A 16242-nucleotide genomic window follows, 5' to 3' on the forward strand; every position below is an offset into this window, starting at 1 on the left:
CGCTTCCGGACCGTCAGGCGAACCGCTGCCCGGCCGACCCGTCACACGCCTGCAGCCTGAGCGGCTCCTTCGCCCCGCCCAGCGTCAGACACAGCGAGGTGGCCGCGGCGGGCCGGACGGTCCCGCCGTTCCCGCTGCCGTCCCGTACGAACTGCTGGTTGGCCGCCCCCGAGCAGTTCCACAGCACCAGAGCGGCCCCCGCCTCGTACCGCCCGCCGGGCACATCCAGGCACCGGTCCTGCGTCAGCCCCACATGCACCGACCGCTGCCCGGTGTCCGGGTCGTACCACCAGCTCTGATTCCGCTGTCCGTTGCAGTCCCAGCCGACCACGGCGGTGCCGTTACGGCTCGACGCACCGGCCGCATCCACACAGCTCCCGGTACCGGCGTTCTTCAGCGGCTGGTACGCGTCGTCCCAGGCCCCCGCGTAGAGCTTCGGCCGCCCGCTGCTCCCCGGGTCGGTGCAGGACGCCTCCCGCAGCCCCGGCGTCGCCCCCGACGCCGCGTACAGCTGCGTCAGACAGGACGCGAACGCCCCGTGCCCGCGCACATTCGGATGGAACGACTGCCGCACCGAATTCGCGTCCGGCGGGAAGGGGTTGGAGATGTTGACGTACAGTCCGCGGGCCCAGGTGTCCTCCATGCACACCTCATGGCCGTGGAAAAGCCGCGAGGCATCGAGATAGAGCGCCCCCGTGTCCTGCGCGGCCTTCCTGATCCCGCGCTCGAAGCCGGGCACGGCGGTATTCCGTCCCCATCCCGCATCCGAGGTATAGCCCGTGCACCCGCCCGGCAGCTTCCCGGGGAATTGCGGATTGTCCTCCACATCCGGCCCGATCGGACTCGGATACGACATCACCACGAGCCGGTAGTCGCCGTCCGCATAACCCGCGTCCCGCATCACGGTCCGCAGATCGTTCACCGTCTGCTCGACCTTCGGCACCAGCCCGTCGACCCGTGCCTGCCAGCCCGGCTGGTATTTCGGCTCGCAGGCTCCCTGCAGCAGGAACCAGCGCTCGACGCAGTCCGTCATCACCGGCCCGAACTGCAGATCGTCATTGGCCCCGGCGACCAGCAGCACCATCTTCAGCCGCGTATTCCGCGCCTTGACCGCCAGCGCATCGCTCTGCACCAGCTCATCCGGATACTGCCTGCTCCCGCCGATCCGGATGTTCCCGCTGTACGCTCCCGAGCACGCGACGTTGTACGTCACATCCGCCGCAATGCCCGTCCGGTGAATTGCGGAATCCGGCGACCGGTGACACCAGTTGTCCGGCCCGTCGGTCCCCGGCTCGTACGTCCCGACACCTTCCCCGGAAATCTCACTGTCACCCAGCGAGATCAACGAGGTCTTGCGCTCCCCGGCCGGCCGCTCCGCCGGGTCGCCGTACAGCTTGACGGCCTCCTCGGCCCGGATCTTCTCCAGCTCGGGCGGCAACGGCTTCGCGGTCCGCCCCGCGGCCCCGGGCCGGGCCGCCGCGTCGGCACTGGCCGTGCCGGCCCCGATCGTCGCGCCCACCACCAGGGCAACGGCCGCGATCACGCCCCGCAACCGCCGCCGCCGTAAATCCGCCGTTCTCGCCGATCTCGCCGGTCCCGCCCGTCCCGTCCTTCCCGCACGCGCCATTGGGCCTCCCCTCCGGTCTGCTGTTACCGCCGGTTTACTCGGAGGTAGTCACCGGTGGAACACCCGGAACGGAATTGGCCGAAAGCGGCGCAAGGGGCAACGCCGAACGAGCGCCCGTTTGTCAACTCCCTGACAAAACAGGGAGGTACGGAGTGAAGAAAGGTGCGCGGCGCAGGAACCGGAAAAGCGCGACGCGGAAAAGGGGTGACGGGGAAGGCGCGTCGAGGGAAGAAGTGCCGAGGGATGGAGTGCGGCGACGGAAAGAGCGCGGCGGCGGAAAGAGCGCGGCGTCGTCTCGCTCAGGCGTCGAGCACCTGATTGTCCCGGCGCACGACCGGCGGCTCGACGCTCCACGGGAAATTGATCCAGTCGTCCGTGCGCTTCCACACGTACTCGCACTTCACCAGCGAGTGCGACTTCTCATAGATCACCGCGCTGCGGACCTCGGCCACGGTGCCCAGGCAGAAGTCATGGACCAGCTTCAGCGTCTTGCCGGTATCCGCCACATCATCCGCGATCAGCACCTTCTTGTCCGAGAAGTCGATCGCGTTCGGCACCGGCGCGAGCATCACCGGCATCTCCAGAGTGGTCCCCACCCCGGTGTAGAACTCCACATTCACCAGGTGAATGTTCTTGCAGTCCAGCGCGTATGCCAGACCACCCGCGACAAACACACCGCCCCGCGCGATCGACAGCACGATGTCGGGCTCGTACCCGTCGTCCGCGATCGTCTGCGCCAGCTCGCGGATCGCCCCGCCGAACCGCTCGTAGGTCAGGTTCTCCCGCACGCCACTCACGTAAATCTCCCAGACCCTCTGCCGTCTGCCTGTCTCGCGTCCGCCGCCGCTCAGACCTGCGTGCGGTGGAAGTTCTTGAACGACCGGGACGGCGTCGGACCGCGCTGCCCCTGGTAGCGGGAGCCGTACCGCTCGCTGCCGTACGGGTGCTCGGTCGGCGAGGTCAGCCGGAACATGCACAGCTGCCCGATCTTCATACCCGGCCACAGCTTGATCGGCAGCGTGGCGACATTGCTCAGCTCGAGCGTCACATGCCCGCTGAAGCCGGGGTCGATGAACCCGGCGGTCGAGTGCGTCAGCAGCCCCAGCCGCCCGAGGCTGGACTTCCCCTCGAGCCGCGAGGCGAGATCGTCCGGCAGGCTGATGACCTCGTACGTCGAGGCCAGCACGAACTCACCGGGGTGCAGGATGAACGCCTCGTCCCCCTCCGGAATGACCTCCCGGGTCAGATCGGGCTGCTCGACGGCGGGGTCGATGTGCGGGTAGCGGTGGTTCTCGAACACCCGGAAGAAGCGGTCGAGGCGCACGTCGATGCTGGACGGCTGCACCATCGACTCGTCATAGGGGTCGATGCGCACCCGACCAGCATCGATCTCGGCCCGGATGTCCTTGTCTGAGAGAAGCACGCAGACGAGGATACGCGCCCGCGCCGCGCCCGCCGCACGCGCCGGAGCCACTCCCACCGCACGACGAGGGCCCGGCCCCCGAAGGGACCGGGCCCGTACTCCTTCTCCTGCCGCTGCTTCTTCCCTACTCCCCTACTACCGCTTTCTCCCCTGTTCCTGCTTCTGTTTCCGCTTCTCTGCCGTGCTGCTCCCGCGGCACGTGCCCCGTCCGCTACCTCTTGGCGTACTCCACGGGCACCGACTGCCGCAGCCGAGCGCAGCGCGGGCAACGCAGCAACCGTCCGGGACCGAGCCGGCCGGTGGTCTGCATGGGGAACGAAGCGGTGCTGAACACGTGCCCCTCGGCACAACGTACGACGGTGCGCTCCATCAAGTCCCTCTCCCAACTGCGTGGACAACAAAAGCCACATTAGGGGATGAACTGGGCGCCATCACACGCGGCACTCCGAGCCCCCACCGTACGCCCCAACTCCCGCCCCCCGCAGCCGCATCCCGCCCGGGCAACCGTGCCCCGCACCACTCCCAGGGACCCACGCGATCACCCGCCCGGCCGACCCCCCGGCCGCCCCGCCCGCCTTTGCCGCGCCCGGAAATGCCAAATGCACCGGCGGGCGGTGATGGGGTAGAGTGTGCGACGATGTTCCGCTCTGCAGCAGAGGCGGGATTACGCGGGTGTAGTTTAATGGTAGAACATGAGCTTCCCAAGCTCAGAGCGCGGGTTCGATTCCCGTCACCCGCTCCATGCAGAAGCCCCAGGTCAGCGGCCTGGGGCTTGTTCGTTGTCTAGACCATTTTCAGGTCGGCCAGCCCTCCACCAGCCCTATCTGCTGGCAGAGGTGTCGATTTCGCGAACTACCGCGCCAAATCACACCCCTTGGGGCCAGGGTTCTCGAATGGTGAGACGCATTTTCTGTGACTTGGGTCACCTATACCTGAGTTGTCGCGAGATTGCGGCTGCGAAACGAGCCCGTGGCAGGCGCACTCGTCTGGCGCCCGCCCACGCTCCGGAGGGCGAACTCGCTCCCACGGTGACGCTGTGCGCTGGAATCTGCTGATGAAGGCTGCAGAATGCGGGATCTGGAAGTCCGCCGAGTTGCGCCGTCTGCTGGCGGAGGCCGGGCTGGAGATCAGCGCCGAGAAGATGTCGGGCCTGTGGACGGGCACCCGTACCACCGTCCGACTGGACGACTTGGACGCCATCGCCCACGAGCTCAACCATCGTCCATGCAAGACCCATGGCTATCGCACTCCGGCAGAGGTCTGCGCTGGCCTCCTGAACAGCGGTGATGCGCTGACCGCTTGAACTCGCCATGGTTTCTTGAAGGACAGATGCCGCGTCAGTATCGGCGGGGCTGGGGCTCGGTCCTGAGCGAGCGCGGGCCCGGGGGTGCCGTTAGGTTCGGTTCATGGCATACGACGAGGCGTTGGCGGAGCGGGTCCGGGAGCGGCTGGAGACGGATGGCGCGGTGGCCGAGAAGAAGATGTTCGGTGCGCTCACGTTCCTGCTGCAGGGCAACACGCTGGGCGGCGTGGAGGGCGACGACCTGTTCCTGCGGGTGGCGCAGGAGGACATGACCGATGCGCTCGCCCGGCCCGGAGCGCGGCCGTTTGAGGTCAAGGGGCGGGTGTCGAAGGGCTGGGTGTACGTGGCCGGGGAGGCCCTGGACGACGACGCGCTGGACGAGTGGCTGCAGGTGGCCTTGGACGCGACGGCCGAGCTGCCGCCCAAGTGACCCGCGCGGCTGACGAGGGGTGGCCCCTCAGCGGTCCTTCGTGGTGGGGGTGTGGGGCTCGTCCGGCTCGCTGGTGGTGAGCGCGCGGGCCGCGTTCTGCAGGATCTGCGCGAACTCCTCCAGGTGCGGGGCGAGTTCGGGGCTTCCTCGAAAGGTGCTGCCGGGGCCGGGGGCGAGGTCGAAGAGCTGGAGAGCGATGCGGCGGGGGGCGTCGGCGGCCAGGTCGATGGTGCTGGTGTGCGCGCCGACGCTCCGTACGCGCTCGGGCAGGACCTGGGTGCGGTCGAGGACGGTGGCGGCGTCGGCGGGGACGGTGACGCTCAGGGTGTAGCGGGCGGGGGCGGCGGCGACGCGTGCGGCGAGGAAGGCGACGGGGTCGGCGGCGGGCAGGTCGCGGGGTGCGACGCGGCGGCCGGTGGGGGCGGGTTCGGTGAGCCGGTCGACGCGGAAGGTGCGCCAGTCGGTGTGGCCGGTGTCGTAGGCGATCAGGTACCAGTGGTGGCCCGCGACGACCAGACTGTGCGGCTCGACGCGTCGCGGTGCCGTGCCGCTGCTCCTGGACGCGTAGGTGAAGGTGACGATCTCGTGGTCGCGGCAGGCCGCGGCCAGGACGGCCAGCGCGGAGGGGTCGGCCCCGGGGCCTCTGTCCCAGGGGACGGGGACGGTGGCGGTGTGGATCGCGGCGACCTGGTGGCGCAGCCGGGCGGGCAGCACCTGTTCCAGTTTGGCCAGGGCGCGCACCGCGCTCTCGGCGATGCCGCTCACGCCGCTGGTGGCGGTGCGCAGGGCGGTGGCGATGGCGACGGCTTCGTCGTCGTCGAGTAGCAGCGGCGGCAGGTCGGCCCCGGCGGCCAGGCGGTAGCCGCCGGTGCGGCCGGTGGTGCTCTCGACGGGGTAGCCGAGCTCGCGCAGGCGGTCGATGTCGCGGCGGATGGTGCGCAGGGTGACGCAGAGGCGGTCGGCGAGTTCGCCGCCGGTCCAGGCGCGGCGGGTCTGCAGCAGGGACAGCAGGCGCAGCATGCGAGCGGGCAGGTCCTGGGTCATGGCTGTGAGACTGCCAGAAAAGGGTGACGCGAGCTGTCCTAAAAGGGACCTACCGTCGAAGACGTCCAAGCGGTCAAGGAGCCGCTCGTGGGCGTTCGGATGCACCTCACACAACGGGAGAAGTCATGATCACTGCAGTGAACACGGTCGTGGTCTGGGTGCTGGACCAGGACTCGGCCAAGGCGTTCTTCACCGAGAAGCTCGGCCTGGAGGCGCGCACGGACGTGCCGGCCGGCGAGGCCCCGCGCTGGCTCACCGTGGGCCCCAAGAACCAGCCAGAGCTGCAGCTCAGCCTGATGGTTCCGGGAGCACCGCTGCAGGATGCGGAGTCCGCCGAGCAGCTGAAGGCGCTCCTCGCCAAGGGGGCGCTCTTCGGCTGCACGTTCACCGTCGAGGACTGCCACGCAGCTGTCAAGGAACTGTCGGCGCGAGGGGTGACCATCGTCCAGGAACCGCAGCAGCTGCCCTGGGGCACCTCCGCGCTCTTCCGCGACGACTCCGGGACCTGCCACGAACTCCTGCAGCCCCAGGGCATGCCGGCAGACAGCAGCTCCTGATCCCCCGGGCAGTGACCCCTTCCACCCGAAGCCACGGTGACGAGCACCGAGCGTCACGCTCAGGATGCCGCCCCCGGATGACGACGGTCGCCGAGCGGGCACATCACGGCCGCGGGTGAAAGGGGTGTGCTCCTTGTTCTTGCCGGTGGTGATGTACGGGTTGACGTTGGACCAGAACAGCGCGGTCAGCCTCGCCGGTCCACATCGCTCAGTCCCACCTGAGCCATATAGGACATTCTTCGCCCTACATGCTCCTTACGGTCGGCTCCAGAGGGCGGAAACCGCCCAGCCGAACCCACAGAGGAGAAGACTCATGGCCGACACCCATACCGGTAGCGCCCCGACCGGCAGGGTGCTGTCGCACGCGATCTGGGCCGAGGACGGAGGCGAGCTCGCGGAGTTCTACGCCGCCGCCCTCGGCGCGCAGGTCTGCGAGCCGTACCGGGACGAGGACGGCAACCCGGCGGCCTTCCCGGTGTGGGTCGGCGACATGATGTACGTCTTCTGGTCCGCCACGACGTTCAAGGCCCCGACCTGGCCCCAGGACGAACTCGCCTTCCACATGGACATCAGGTTCGACGACGTCGACGCGGCGGAGAAGCGGCTCCTGGAACTGGGCGCCACCAAGCCCGCCCATCAGCCGGGCGGGGACCACTGGACTGTCCTGCTCGACCCCTCCGGCCAGCCCTTCTGCATCAGCAGTACCCGCTGACAGCCCCAGCCGCTCACAGCGGCTGCTCTCACCAAGACGGCGGCCCCCGGCGTGCACAGCCCCGCGGACCGGCAGAGAAAGAGACCACGGGGTGCCCGGCGGCTCATGCCGGCCCCCTGCGCCCGCACCCTGGTGAAGGCCGCACCCGACCACGGAGGACCCATGCCATTTGCTCCCTGCCTGAGTGTCAAGGACACCGCGGCCAGCATCGCGTTCTACAAACAGCTCGGCTTCGACGTCGATTCCAGCACCGCCAGCCCCGGCGACGACATCCATATGCTGCTCTACCAGGGCGGATTCTGCGCCATGCTCTACAGCAACGCCGATCTGAAGGACTGGCTGCCCGTCCTGGCAGACACCCCCATCGGCTTCGCCGGCATGTTCTACCTCGCCGTGGACGACTTCGACGGCGCCCACGACCGCATCTCCCGGCACGCCGAGATCATCAAGGACACCGACACCGACCACACCGGCCAGCGCATGTTCTACTTCCGCGACCCGGACGGCTACGTCATCGGCGTCAACGACCAGGCCGCCCTCCAGGCCAGCGACCTCGGCAAATACGCCTGACCTGGGCTCCGGACACAGAGACCATCACCATGAACAGCGACAAGCTCGTCAACGAGTGGGCCACCGCCTATAACGACCAGGACTTCGACCGGTTCGGGGACCTGTACACCGACGACACCACCTACGAGTGCCGGCCCTTCGGGCTCGCCTTCACCGGCCGGGACGCCTTCGTGCGCCACCTGCAGGAGTACGCCGGTGCCGTTCCCGACCGGAAGTTCACCATCAAGCGGATCATCGCCGACGGAGATGCCATCGCCGTCGAATTCGGCTTCGCGGGAACCAGCTCCGGCGTACACCCGGGCCTGCCTCCGGCGGGAGAGCCTGTCACCGTCAGCTTCTGCTCGGTCCTGCAACTGCGCGGGGACCGGATCGCCTCGCAGACCGACTACCTCGGCGGACAGTGACCTCCCCCTGAAGGCACAGACACCGTTTCGGGGCCCAGCGGCCCGTAACCCCGGCCGTTCATCACCGCGGCCGCTGGCCGGGGAACCGGCCATGACCAGGCGCCTTCAGGACTCCCCTGGCTCGAAGCTGGTCCGGCGAGGGACCGGCGCAGTCCGGCGCCCCGTCCAGGGGCTTCGCCCGCGGAAGCGCCCGGCCGTGTCCCGGCGGGCGGGCCTGCCCCGTCATCACCCCCGCATGAAAGACAGCACCGAATGAATCCCGACGATGTCGCGGCATACGCCCTGGGCCTCCCCGAGGTCAGCGAGGAAGAGCCATGGGGCCCGCACCGGCCCGTCTACAAAGTCGGCGGCAAGATCTTCGCCACCCTGGCGGCAGCCAACACCTCCCAGCCCGACCGGCTGAGCGTCAAGTGCGAATCCACCCTCGCCCTGCACCTGTACGACCAGTACCCCGCGGTACGCCCCGGGTACGGGTACCAGGGCCCCCACTGGCACTGGATCACCGTGCACCTGGACGGCACGGTCCCCGACCAGGAACTCGCCGAAATGATCACCCACTCCTGGCAATGCGTAGTGGACGGCCTGCCCCGCACCGCCCGCGACCGGCTCCGCAGGCTCCACCGCGATCAGGCCCAGCCTCCCGCACAGAGCTGGGCGGACGGACCCTGAGCAGGGGAGAGGGGTCGGTGCCTCAGGAGGAGTGCTTCCGCTTCTCCGCCTGGAGCTGCTCGGCTGCCTCCCGGCGTTGCTGGCGCACCTCAGCGTCGATGCTCTTCGCGAGCTTGCGCTGGTGCTTCTTCTTGGAGTGCTGGTAGATCAGCTGAGCCTTCGGGCTGGACTGGCCCGCGCGGACCATGAGGTCCTTGAGCTTCGCGCCGGAGTCGGCCGCCAGGGTGTTGCCGGTGTGGCGAAGGTCGTAGAAGCGGAAGTTGTCAGGCAGTCCCATCGCGATGCGCGCCTTGCGCCACTTGCGCCCGAAGGAGGACCGTCGCAGAGCTGCCCCTCGCTCGCCGACGATGAGGAGGCCGTCCGGCTCCTTCTCAGCGAACCACTGAAGGTGGCGGCGCAGCTCGGGCACGATGAAGTCCGGTAGGTACAACGCGCGCTTGCCCGCCCGCGACTTCGGATCACCAATCACCTTCCACGGGGCCGAGCACACCACCTGCGGCAAATGCGTCTGGGCAGAGATCGCCATGCCCCCGCAGCGAGTCACCCGTCAACGGCTCGTTCTCCGCCCCCGACGGGCCGCCCGAGCCATCGCCCGCCGTTCGGGCGCAGCCCGCCGGCCCCTGACGACCGTACGCTCAGGAAGACGTGCTGGTCACGGGCGCCATTCGTCGGCTCTTACGCACAGATTCTCAGCCCTGCGGCCTGGTCGCGAGTACCCGCCGCAGATCCGTGACATCGGGTGAGTAGCCCGCCGCATTCTCGCGTGCACACCTCATCGTTGGTGCCGATCCACTGCACCTCTCCGCACCCGAAGCAAGCCCGTGCGAGTCACCTCCATTCCCACCCCCTCGGGGGCCAGCCCCAGCCCCATCTCAGCCCTTCAGAGCGGTACACCAGGGTCAACAGCGGTCGAGGTGGCCGCCCCCGATTACCCGCCTCCCCCAGCTCGTCGCCGGCCTCGCCAACGACCGGCTGCGTCCGTTCCTCAGCACCTGGCACTGGAAGTCCACGAAGCCGCGCGGCCGGACACCATGAGGCGCGCTCACGGCCCGCGGCATGGTCGTCCGTGCCATCGGCGCGCGGTCCAACGCGGCGGTCTTGGTCAGCGTCGGCAAGGGGTGGTGCCCAAGCGGCGCACGGCCCGCCTCCACGAACGCCTGGTCTCGCGGGGTCGGTGGACCGTCGGGCCGGAGTACGGTGAACACATCGGGATATTTCGAGCGCTCCCGTCCTTGCCGGAGTCGGAAGGCCGGCGGTGGGCCCGGCCAGCTCGTCTCTCCGCCCGTCTGCATTCGCCCCGTGGCACCTCATATGCCTGACAGAGAGGCCAGCATGAGACCTGTAGAACCGATTCTTTCGGCAGGGATGGCCGAGGTCCGTATCGTCGCCGCATCCCCCGAGGCCGCCCGCCGGGTCGCAGAAGTCCTCCGGCACTGCTTCCCCGCCACCGAACAGCGCAGCTACCCCGCCGGCCATGATGGCGGGACCCGGCTCCACATCACGGTGGACACCACGCAGACCCCCGAGCCCAACGCGACGGCCCCGCCATGGCCGGCGACCAGCAAGTCAGCCGCGCGTGACCGCCCCCACGCGGACGAGGTCTGAGAAACCGGGCCTCAGATACGCGTCTGCGACAGAGTCGGCCCCTCGATCAGGCGTCCCGGCGCCCCTCCACCGCGATGGGCGCGACGCAGTTCTCCCCAGAGGTAAGCAGTCATGGCATCACTAACCGAGCGGAAGGCGTACCGCGAGAAGATCATGCAGGCTCTGTACGAGGCCACTGAGGGCAACCGCCTTCTGGGCGTCACCGGGGCCAAGCTGGCGCAAGATCTCGCGATCCCGGAAGAGGATCTGGCTGCCGCCTGCACGTATCTGGTGGGCGAGGACCTGATCACGGTCGACTGGGCCGCGGGCAATACGCCGGCCATGGTCACGCTGACGCACCAGGGCATTCGGCGCATGGAGGCTGAGGAAGAAAAGCACGGTTGACGCAATGCTCAGGGGGCGCCCGAACCCCTCGACTGCCGGCGGAGGCCCGGAGGAACAACCCATCCGGCCGTCAGTGCCGTTCCTCCGCGATGGGTACCGGTGAACCATGGCTGGCACCTTCACCACCCGCACCATCAACATGGCAACCGGCGCCACTGAGACCATGCACGACCTGACGAACGCATGCTCCGCGTTCCTCCGGGAGGCCGCTCATGGGCGAAACGGACTGCTGAACGTCTTCACCCCCCACGCGACGTCCGGCCTGGCCGTCATCGAGACCGGCGCGGGCAGTGACGATGACCTGTTGGCAGCCCTCCGCGGCATTCTTCCCGCGGACGACCGCTGGCGGGACCGCCACGGCAGTCCAGGCCACGGCAGCGGCCACGTGCTCCCGGCTCTGGTACCACCACACGCCACGTTGCCCGTGGTCGATGGCGAGCTGGAGCTGGGCACCTCGCAGTCCGTCGTACTGGTGACCACCGAACGGGACAGCCCCGAACGCCAAGTCCGGCTGTCCTTTCTCGGCTGACCGGACGCCTCAGGCACGGTCCTGCGGCTGACAGCCCCCGTTGGCAGCCGATGTCGCACGAGAGTGTCCGGCTGTCCGCACAGGAGGCGCTGCCTCTTCGCAATTCTCTGGCCGGCTGCTCCAAGGTCTCCTGTGCCGTTCACCCCGTCGCTCCGCATCGGCCCAGCGGGCCTTACCGGGAGTAAGCTGGAACCACCGAGGGCATTCCGTACACCAGCCTCCACGCTCGTGTCGTTTTCGGCGATTCACGACACCGGGCCGGTCACGGTCGGCCCGGGGCAAGGCCCGCGTCATGACCACGACCATTCCGTATACGCCGGCGGTCGAAGACCGGACCGCTTCGCTGCCCCTGCGGCTCATGCTGGCGCCGGCCGGCACCGCTCCGGCTCTGCTCGACGGTGCATGGTGGCCCCGCTCCCGTGACCTCACGGCGGAACTGCCCGCACTGACGGCCGTCCTCGACCCGCTGTGGGGGCGGATCACCCATGTCACGGTGAACCCCACCTTCTGGCCGGTCATCCCACGGAAGGTGCCCGTGGACGGGCATGTGGTGGGTGTCGGCTGGTTCAAGGCCGAGCAAGATCCCCACAAACTGCTGCTGTTCTCCTACACCGTCGGCCGCTGGGACCTGCTGGTCATCCCTCCGGAGACCAGCCCCGCCACGGCCGCCCGGCTCATGACCGAGGCCGCCGATCCGCGGGGCACCCGCACCGCGAGCGCCCTGATGGACGAGGCGGAGCAACGCCGGATCGCGGAGGAGATGGAGCTGTCCCTGGTTTCGGTCTGGGACTCCGAAGGCGGCCATGGCGCACGCCTGCCGACCTCACGTTCCCCCGCCCGAGAAGTCATTACTCAGGTACCAGGTGCGGCGAAAGGCATCTGAGCATCGTGTCAGTCATCGAGAGCGCGACGTCGATCCCGCAGCCCGCTCCGGAGGAAGGCCCCAGGCCAACCAACAGCCTGGGGCCTGTCTCTTGTCCGGACCTTTTCACCGCACGCCGTTCAGCCAGGTGCCCTGAAGGAGCCTGACACGCCGCCACTGGCTCAATGAGCCCTTTGGCCCGGTTGGCCGGGTCACGCTGTGCGAGTCGATCACGGTGGTTTCAGGAGCCCGTGTGCACAGTCGCATGAGGGGGGTCTGCCAGTGGGCCCTTGCGCGGCCCGCTGCCGCCGAGCAGGGCGTGAATGTGTGCTCCAGAACCTCACCGAGCGGGAGGAGCCGAAGGGCCGCAGCGGACTCGAACACGCCGACCGCGGAGTGCGGGCAGGGCCTCATCGCCTCCCGCCTGCGCTCAGTCATTCACGGACCGGCTCACCTTCCCCTCACCCGGACCCGCGCACCGTGCTACCGGAGCCAAGCCACCGAAGTCGAACGCCGGGCCGCCCGATGACGGGCCCGCTGGAGACGGCCGGCCCGGCGGGTGAAGTCGCGATGAGGCTGCTGGTGAAAGGGCACGGGTATGGCGGCAGGTGAGCGGCAGGAGGACACGGGCGCAGTGGACCGCTCCGAAGGGTTCGGCGAGCGACTGCTGGGCGTTCTGCTGGATCGGGCGCACGAGATGCCGCCGCAGTTGATCGCCCCACTGATCGCGGAAGAGGTGGCGAGGGTCGGCGGCCGTCACGTCTCGATCCTCCTCCAGGACTACGCGCAGCTGCTGCTGGTGCCGCTGCCGGGCAGGCGGCTGGCCGTCGGCCGGCCCGAGCTGATCAGTGACTCGCACGCGGGCTCGGCCTTCCTGTACGGGGCCCCTGTCGAGGTACCGCAGGACGACGGCGTCCGGATGTATCTGCCGTTGCTGGACGGCAGCGACCAGGTGGGCGTGCTGGCCCTCACCCTGGACACCGTCGATGACGATGACCGGCGTTTGCTGCGCAGACTCGCCGGCCTCGTCGCCGACCTGCTGGTCACCAAGCACAGCTACACCGACCAGTTCTTCCTCGCCCGGCGCCGCGAACCGATGAGCTTGGCCGCGGAGATCCAGTGGTCCCTGCTCCCGCCGCTGGCGATGTCCGTCCCGCAGGTCGCGGTGGCGGGAATCCTGGAGCCCGCCTACGACGTCGCCGGCGACAGCTTCGACTACGCCCTCAACGAGGACATCCTGCACGTGGCCATGGTCGATGCGATGGGCCACGGCCTGGATGCCGCCACCATGGCGACCGTCGCCATCGGCGCCTACCGGCACGCCAGACGCGCCGCAGTCGGCCTGTCCGAGATCTACGCATTCATGGACCGGGCCATCGCCGAGCAATTCGGGCCCGACCACTTCGTCACCGCGCAGATGATGCGCCTCAACGTCACAACGGGCCACCTGCAGTGGGTCAACGCGGGCCACCCCGCACCGCTGCTGATCCGCGACGGCCAGGTGGTCCGGCAGCTGGAGAGCCCGACCACCTTGCCCGTTGGCTTCGGTGGTGAAGAGCCCCAGATCAGCGAGCAGATGCTGCAACGCGGCGACCGGGTGCTGTGTTTCACCGACGGCCTGATCGAGGAGCACGAAGCCGGCGAAGAGCAGTTCGGCGAGGAACAACTCATCCACTGGGTCAACCGCATCGAGCACACAGAGAAGGGAGTGCGGGCGGTGGTGCGCTCGCTCTCCCACACCCTGAAACAGGAGCGGGGCGGGAGCACCAGCGACGACGCAACCCTCTTCCTGATCGAGTGGCGCGGGGGCGCCGCCGATTACCTCGCCGTCCTGGAGTGAGCCGTCAGCCGCACCTTCGGGCAACCTGTATCCCCCTTGTCGTCAAAGGAGCGTCGAAGCCAGACTCGGCGGCTTCCTCACCGCTCTCCACGTTCGTGGCCCGTCCGAGGCTCTTCCGGGGGAACCAGGTGTGCGTGACGGGTGCCGGTATCGATGAGGATCTGCTCGGCCTGGATGACGTTGCCGGCCTCGACGGCCCTGGCCATCGCGGCGCGGGCTGCTTCAGGTGTCGCGTGCGGCGGGACCACCAGCAGGGAGAAGTGGTCCTGGTCGCCTCGGGTGATGAGGACGGTGTCGTCACCGACCGGGAAGGAGTCGATGTGCACGACCCGGTCGTCGATCACCAGACGGGTCGGCAGTTCTTCCCAGGCATCGGCGTCCAGACCGACGCGCAGGACGGGGCCCAGATGTACGGTCAGCGCGGCGATCAGACCGGGCAGCTCGGCGCCGATGTCGCGAGAACGCGGCCACCACGCGCCGTCGAGAACCTGCTCGCGGGTTTGCGTGGTCACCAACCTCAAGAGGGCCGTCCCGGGTCTGACGGCCTGGTGCACCGCGTCCGGCAGCAGCTGCGGGACGCGGGGAGTGTCGGAGTCGGCCATGTGCGTTCGTCCGCCTTCCGGGCGGTGCATCCGCCCGGCGAGGTGACCTCGTTACTTCACCGTACTCCGCGCGCCGGGGCGCGGGCGCGGCGGCGACGGAGCCGGACCCACATCCGCCAGCAAAGTTCCTGGTCACGCGCACCTTCACGGTCGCCGGCCGGAGCAGTGTGACGAGACCGGAAGTACCTCGCACACCGGCTGCCACGCCGGTGTCGTTCTCGGCGAGCAACAACACCGGGACGTCGAAGACGAGCCCCGGGGGCAGGCCCGCGCCATGACCGCGACCATCGACCGTACGATCACCAGCGAGCACGTACCTGCGTCACCGGCCCGACTCTCCTTCACTTCGGCAGAATCGCCTCCGGGTCTCCTGGACGGTGCCTGGTGGCCCCGTTCTCGCGATCTCTTCCGCGAGCTTCCCGCTCTGACCGACGCGCTGGACGCGCGCTGGGGCCGGATCACTCATGCCACGGTGAACCCGACCCACTGACCTGTGGTGCCGCGAAAGGTGCCGGTGCCCGGCCACACGGTGCACGTGGGCTGGTTCGCCGAGCAGGACCCGAACAAGCTGATGTTCCTGATCTATCTGCTCAACGCGCAGCACGACGAGCGGATCGCGGCTTCCCCTACAGCGACGCCCTGCGCGGATCCGGACGGCGGAGCCGCCCGAGCCGACAGCCGGCCGACCCCTCCACGCTCGCTGCCCTGGCCGCCGCCTGACGCGACCACGAGATCGTCACCTTCACCTACACCACCGGCCGCGGCGACGTCGGCGCGCCGCTCGTCATACGCCATAAGCCCACGCTAAACGCGCACACCGAAAACCGCGCCGCGGCGAGGAGGCGGCACGCCTTACGAAGATCGTTTCGCCGTGTCCGTCGCGTTCGCAAAACAGCCATGCCCCCAACCGGCAGCTGCCCCGCCAGCACCAGGCCAGGTCCGTGAAGCGCCCGTGCTCTCACGCTCGCTGCCGTGGCCGTGCCCTCCGCGTGCCCTTAAGGGCGGTAAAACACGGTCAACACCGGTGCGCCGCCGCACCCCCCAGCACCCGCCTTGGCAACGTTCACGCAGGTCAGCACATCAATCACAGCCACGCGCACCATTGATTCCCAAGCTCAGAGCGCGGGTTCGATTCCCGTCACCCGCTCCAGAGTGAAGGCCCAGGTCGGCGACCTGGGCCTTGTTTGTTATCTGGACCTCCCACCGGGCGGCGCGCCCTCTGCGTGCCCCAACTCGACCGAACGCCCTACCCGGTCGGCCGTCGACACGTGAACTCCGGCCCGCCTAGGCCGACTTATCTCGCATCGCGAGACGCATCTTTCGTGGCGTGCGTCGCGTCACCACTGTGGGCGCGCACATTCGCAGACACCAAGCGGGGCTGATGTTTCGTGACGCAGTGAAGCGGCTTTCCCGTGCCAGGTAGCCGCGCACTGCTACGCCCGGAGTCCGCAACCGCGCACCCGTTCGGCGGACGCGCGGTCAACGAGGAGCGCGAACACCCCGGCTGAGCTGATCAACGGTTGCCCCACACCGCGTTCAGGTCCGGTACTTGTCTATGCGCGATCCGAACCTGGCGTGGCGATGCCGTCCGGGGTCGTTTCGGTTCTGGCGTAGAGGACCTCGCGACCCTGCTCCGCGGCGCGAATGAGTCCTTCGCTGACGAAGTCGAGGAAGCGGGCGG

Annotated in this window: 17 protein-coding genes, 1 tRNA gene and 3 pseudogenes; 14 read left to right on the forward strand and 7 right to left on the reverse strand. The window is 68.8% G+C overall.

What is annotated here, in order from left to right; all coding sequences use genetic code 11:
• Nucleotides 1-13 precede the first annotated feature (13 nt).
• The 3 genes from ADL29_RS17015 to dcd all read right to left on the reverse strand — a co-directional run bounded on the left by ADL29_RS17015 (nt 14) and on the right by dcd (nt 3050).
• Nucleotides 14-1543: a ricin-type beta-trefoil lectin domain protein gene (locus ADL29_RS17015; RefSeq protein WP_425424253.1), complete on the reverse strand. Its 1530-nt coding sequence runs from the start codon at nt 1541-1543 to the stop codon at nt 14-16.
• A gap of 383 nt (nt 1544-1926) precedes the next feature.
• On the reverse strand, nt 1927-2415 hold the full coding sequence (locus tag ADL29_RS17020) for a phosphoribosyltransferase (protein ID WP_046927233.1): 489 nt from the start codon (nt 2413-2415) through the stop codon (nt 1927-1929).
• 59 nt (nt 2416-2474) lie between these two features.
• Nucleotides 2475-3050, reverse strand: coding sequence for a dCTP deaminase (dcd, locus tag ADL29_RS17025; protein ID WP_053924505.1), 576 nt, complete (start codon nt 3048-3050; stop codon nt 2475-2477).
• 668 nt (nt 3051-3718) lie between these two features.
• Here dcd and ADL29_RS17030 point away from each other — a divergent pair.
• The 3 genes from ADL29_RS17030 to ADL29_RS17040 all read left to right on the forward strand — a co-directional run bounded on the left by ADL29_RS17030 (nt 3719) and on the right by ADL29_RS17040 (nt 4783).
• Nucleotides 3719-3792 (forward strand) — tRNA-Gly (locus tag ADL29_RS17030).
• 312 nt (nt 3793-4104) lie between these two features.
• Nucleotides 4105-4353, forward strand: coding sequence for a helix-turn-helix domain-containing protein (locus ADL29_RS45275; RefSeq protein WP_425424254.1), 249 nt, complete (start codon nt 4105-4107; stop codon nt 4351-4353).
• A gap of 103 nt (nt 4354-4456) precedes the next feature.
• Nucleotides 4457-4783 carry a TfoX/Sxy family protein gene (locus ADL29_RS17040; RefSeq protein ID WP_053924506.1) on the forward strand — a complete coding sequence of 109 codons (327 nt, stop codon included), beginning with the start codon at nt 4457-4459 and terminating at the stop codon, nt 4781-4783.
• A gap of 27 nt (nt 4784-4810) precedes the next feature.
• Here the strand turns inward: ADL29_RS17040 and ADL29_RS17045 are convergent, their stop codons facing one another.
• Nucleotides 4811-5827 (reverse strand): helix-turn-helix transcriptional regulator, encoded by a 1017-nt coding sequence (locus tag ADL29_RS17045; protein WP_063788481.1) that lies wholly within the window; start codon nt 5825-5827, stop codon nt 4811-4813.
• Between the two features lie 125 nt (nt 5828-5952).
• Here ADL29_RS17045 and ADL29_RS17050 point away from each other — a divergent pair, with 125 nt between their 5' ends.
• The 5 genes from ADL29_RS17050 (at nt 5953) to ADL29_RS17070 (ending at nt 8739) form a co-directional block, all read left to right on the forward strand.
• Entirely contained in the window at nt 5953-6384 is a 432-nt protein-coding gene (locus ADL29_RS17050; RefSeq protein ID WP_053924479.1) for a VOC family protein, read from the forward strand.
• A 313-nt stretch (nt 6385-6697) separates the two neighbouring features.
• Nucleotides 6698-7096, forward strand: coding sequence for a VOC family protein (locus ADL29_RS17055; RefSeq protein ID WP_053924480.1), 399 nt, complete (start codon nt 6698-6700; stop codon nt 7094-7096).
• 162 nt (nt 7097-7258) lie between these two features.
• Nucleotides 7259-7666, forward strand: coding sequence for a VOC family protein (locus ADL29_RS17060; protein ID WP_053924507.1), 408 nt, complete (start codon nt 7259-7261; stop codon nt 7664-7666).
• A 29-nt stretch (nt 7667-7695) separates the two neighbouring features.
• On the forward strand, nt 7696-8070 hold the full coding sequence (locus ADL29_RS17065; RefSeq protein WP_053924481.1) for an ester cyclase: 375 nt from the start codon (nt 7696-7698) through the stop codon (nt 8068-8070).
• Nucleotides 8071-8322: 252 nt separating this feature from the next.
• Entirely contained in the window at nt 8323-8739 is a 417-nt protein-coding gene (locus ADL29_RS17070) for an MmcQ/YjbR family DNA-binding protein (RefSeq protein WP_053924482.1), read from the forward strand.
• 22 nt (nt 8740-8761) lie between these two features.
• Here the strand turns inward: ADL29_RS17070 and ADL29_RS17075 are convergent.
• Nucleotides 8762-9211 (reverse strand): annotated as a pseudogene (locus ADL29_RS17075) (tyrosine-type recombinase/integrase); the annotation flags it as partial.
• An 860-nt stretch (nt 9212-10071) separates the two neighbouring features.
• On the opposite strand from ADL29_RS17075, the gene ADL29_RS17085 reads away from it, so the two are divergent.
• From ADL29_RS17085 to ADL29_RS17110, 5 genes are all read left to right on the forward strand, one after another.
• Nucleotides 10072-10344, forward strand: coding sequence for a hypothetical protein (locus tag ADL29_RS17085; protein ID WP_053924484.1), 273 nt, complete (start codon nt 10072-10074; stop codon nt 10342-10344).
• A gap of 111 nt (nt 10345-10455) precedes the next feature.
• Nucleotides 10456-10728 carry a hypothetical protein gene (locus ADL29_RS17090; RefSeq protein WP_053924485.1) on the forward strand — a complete coding sequence of 91 codons (273 nt, stop codon included), beginning with the start codon at nt 10456-10458 and terminating at the stop codon, nt 10726-10728.
• A 106-nt stretch (nt 10729-10834) separates the two neighbouring features.
• Nucleotides 10835-11257 (forward strand): YjbQ family protein, encoded by a 423-nt coding sequence (locus tag ADL29_RS17095; protein WP_053924486.1) that lies wholly within the window; start codon nt 10835-10837, stop codon nt 11255-11257.
• A 292-nt stretch (nt 11258-11549) separates the two neighbouring features.
• Nucleotides 11550-12140 (forward strand): DUF5994 family protein, encoded by a 591-nt coding sequence (locus ADL29_RS17100; RefSeq protein ID WP_053924487.1) that lies wholly within the window; start codon nt 11550-11552, stop codon nt 12138-12140.
• Nucleotides 12141-12717: 577 nt separating this feature from the next.
• Entirely contained in the window at nt 12718-13959 is a 1242-nt protein-coding gene (locus tag ADL29_RS17110; RefSeq protein ID WP_053924489.1) for a PP2C family protein-serine/threonine phosphatase, read from the forward strand.
• 77 nt (nt 13960-14036) lie between these two features.
• Here ADL29_RS17110 and ADL29_RS17115 read toward each other — a convergent pair whose 3' ends face one another.
• Nucleotides 14037-14561 carry a DUF5994 family protein gene (locus ADL29_RS17115; protein WP_053924490.1) on the reverse strand — a complete coding sequence of 175 codons (525 nt, stop codon included), beginning with the start codon at nt 14559-14561 and terminating at the stop codon, nt 14037-14039.
• Between the two features lie 274 nt (nt 14562-14835).
• Here ADL29_RS17115 and ADL29_RS46610 point away from each other — a divergent pair.
• Nucleotides 14836-15369 (forward strand): annotated as a pseudogene (locus tag ADL29_RS46610) (DUF5994 family protein).
• 745 nt (nt 15370-16114) lie between these two features.
• Here ADL29_RS46610 and ADL29_RS46615 read toward each other — a convergent pair.
• Nucleotides 16115-16242, reverse strand: a pseudogene (locus ADL29_RS46615) (MarR family transcriptional regulator); the annotation flags it as partial.

The sequence above is a fragment of the Streptomyces chattanoogensis genome (genome assembly GCF_001294335.1).
In the GTDB taxonomy this organism is placed as follows: domain Bacteria; phylum Actinomycetota; class Actinomycetes; order Streptomycetales; family Streptomycetaceae; genus Streptomyces; species Streptomyces chattanoogensis.

Excerpts from the sequence above, each read along its gene's own strand:
- ADL29_RS45275 (WP_425424254.1), top strand. The coding sequence starts at position 4,105 with ATGAAGGCTGCAGAATGCGGGATCTGGAAGTCCGCCGAGTTGCGCCGT.
- ADL29_RS17040 (WP_053924506.1), top strand. The coding sequence starts at position 4,457 with ATGGCATACGACGAGGCGTTGGCGGAGCGGGTCCGGGAGCGGCTGGAG.
- ADL29_RS17045 (WP_063788481.1), bottom strand. The coding sequence starts at position 5,827 with ATGACCCAGGACCTGCCCGCTCGCATGCTGCGCCTGCTGTCCCTGCTG.
- ADL29_RS17050 (WP_053924479.1), top strand. The coding sequence starts at position 5,953 with ATGATCACTGCAGTGAACACGGTCGTGGTCTGGGTGCTGGACCAGGAC.
- ADL29_RS17055 (WP_053924480.1), top strand. The coding sequence starts at position 6,698 with ATGGCCGACACCCATACCGGTAGCGCCCCGACCGGCAGGGTGCTGTCG.
- ADL29_RS17060 (WP_053924507.1), top strand. The coding sequence starts at position 7,259 with ATGCCATTTGCTCCCTGCCTGAGTGTCAAGGACACCGCGGCCAGCATC.
- ADL29_RS17065 (WP_053924481.1), top strand. The coding sequence starts at position 7,696 with ATGAACAGCGACAAGCTCGTCAACGAGTGGGCCACCGCCTATAACGAC.
- ADL29_RS17070 (WP_053924482.1), top strand. The coding sequence starts at position 8,323 with ATGAATCCCGACGATGTCGCGGCATACGCCCTGGGCCTCCCCGAGGTC.
- ADL29_RS17085 (WP_053924484.1), top strand. The coding sequence starts at position 10,072 with ATGAGACCTGTAGAACCGATTCTTTCGGCAGGGATGGCCGAGGTCCGT.
- ADL29_RS17090 (WP_053924485.1), top strand. The coding sequence starts at position 10,456 with ATGGCATCACTAACCGAGCGGAAGGCGTACCGCGAGAAGATCATGCAG.
- ADL29_RS17095 (WP_053924486.1), top strand. The coding sequence starts at position 10,835 with ATGGCTGGCACCTTCACCACCCGCACCATCAACATGGCAACCGGCGCC.
- ADL29_RS17100 (WP_053924487.1), top strand. The coding sequence starts at position 11,550 with ATGACCACGACCATTCCGTATACGCCGGCGGTCGAAGACCGGACCGCT.
- ADL29_RS17110 (WP_053924489.1), top strand. The coding sequence starts at position 12,718 with ATGGCGGCAGGTGAGCGGCAGGAGGACACGGGCGCAGTGGACCGCTCC.
- ADL29_RS17115 (WP_053924490.1), bottom strand. The coding sequence starts at position 14,561 with ATGGCCGACTCCGACACTCCCCGCGTCCCGCAGCTGCTGCCGGACGCG.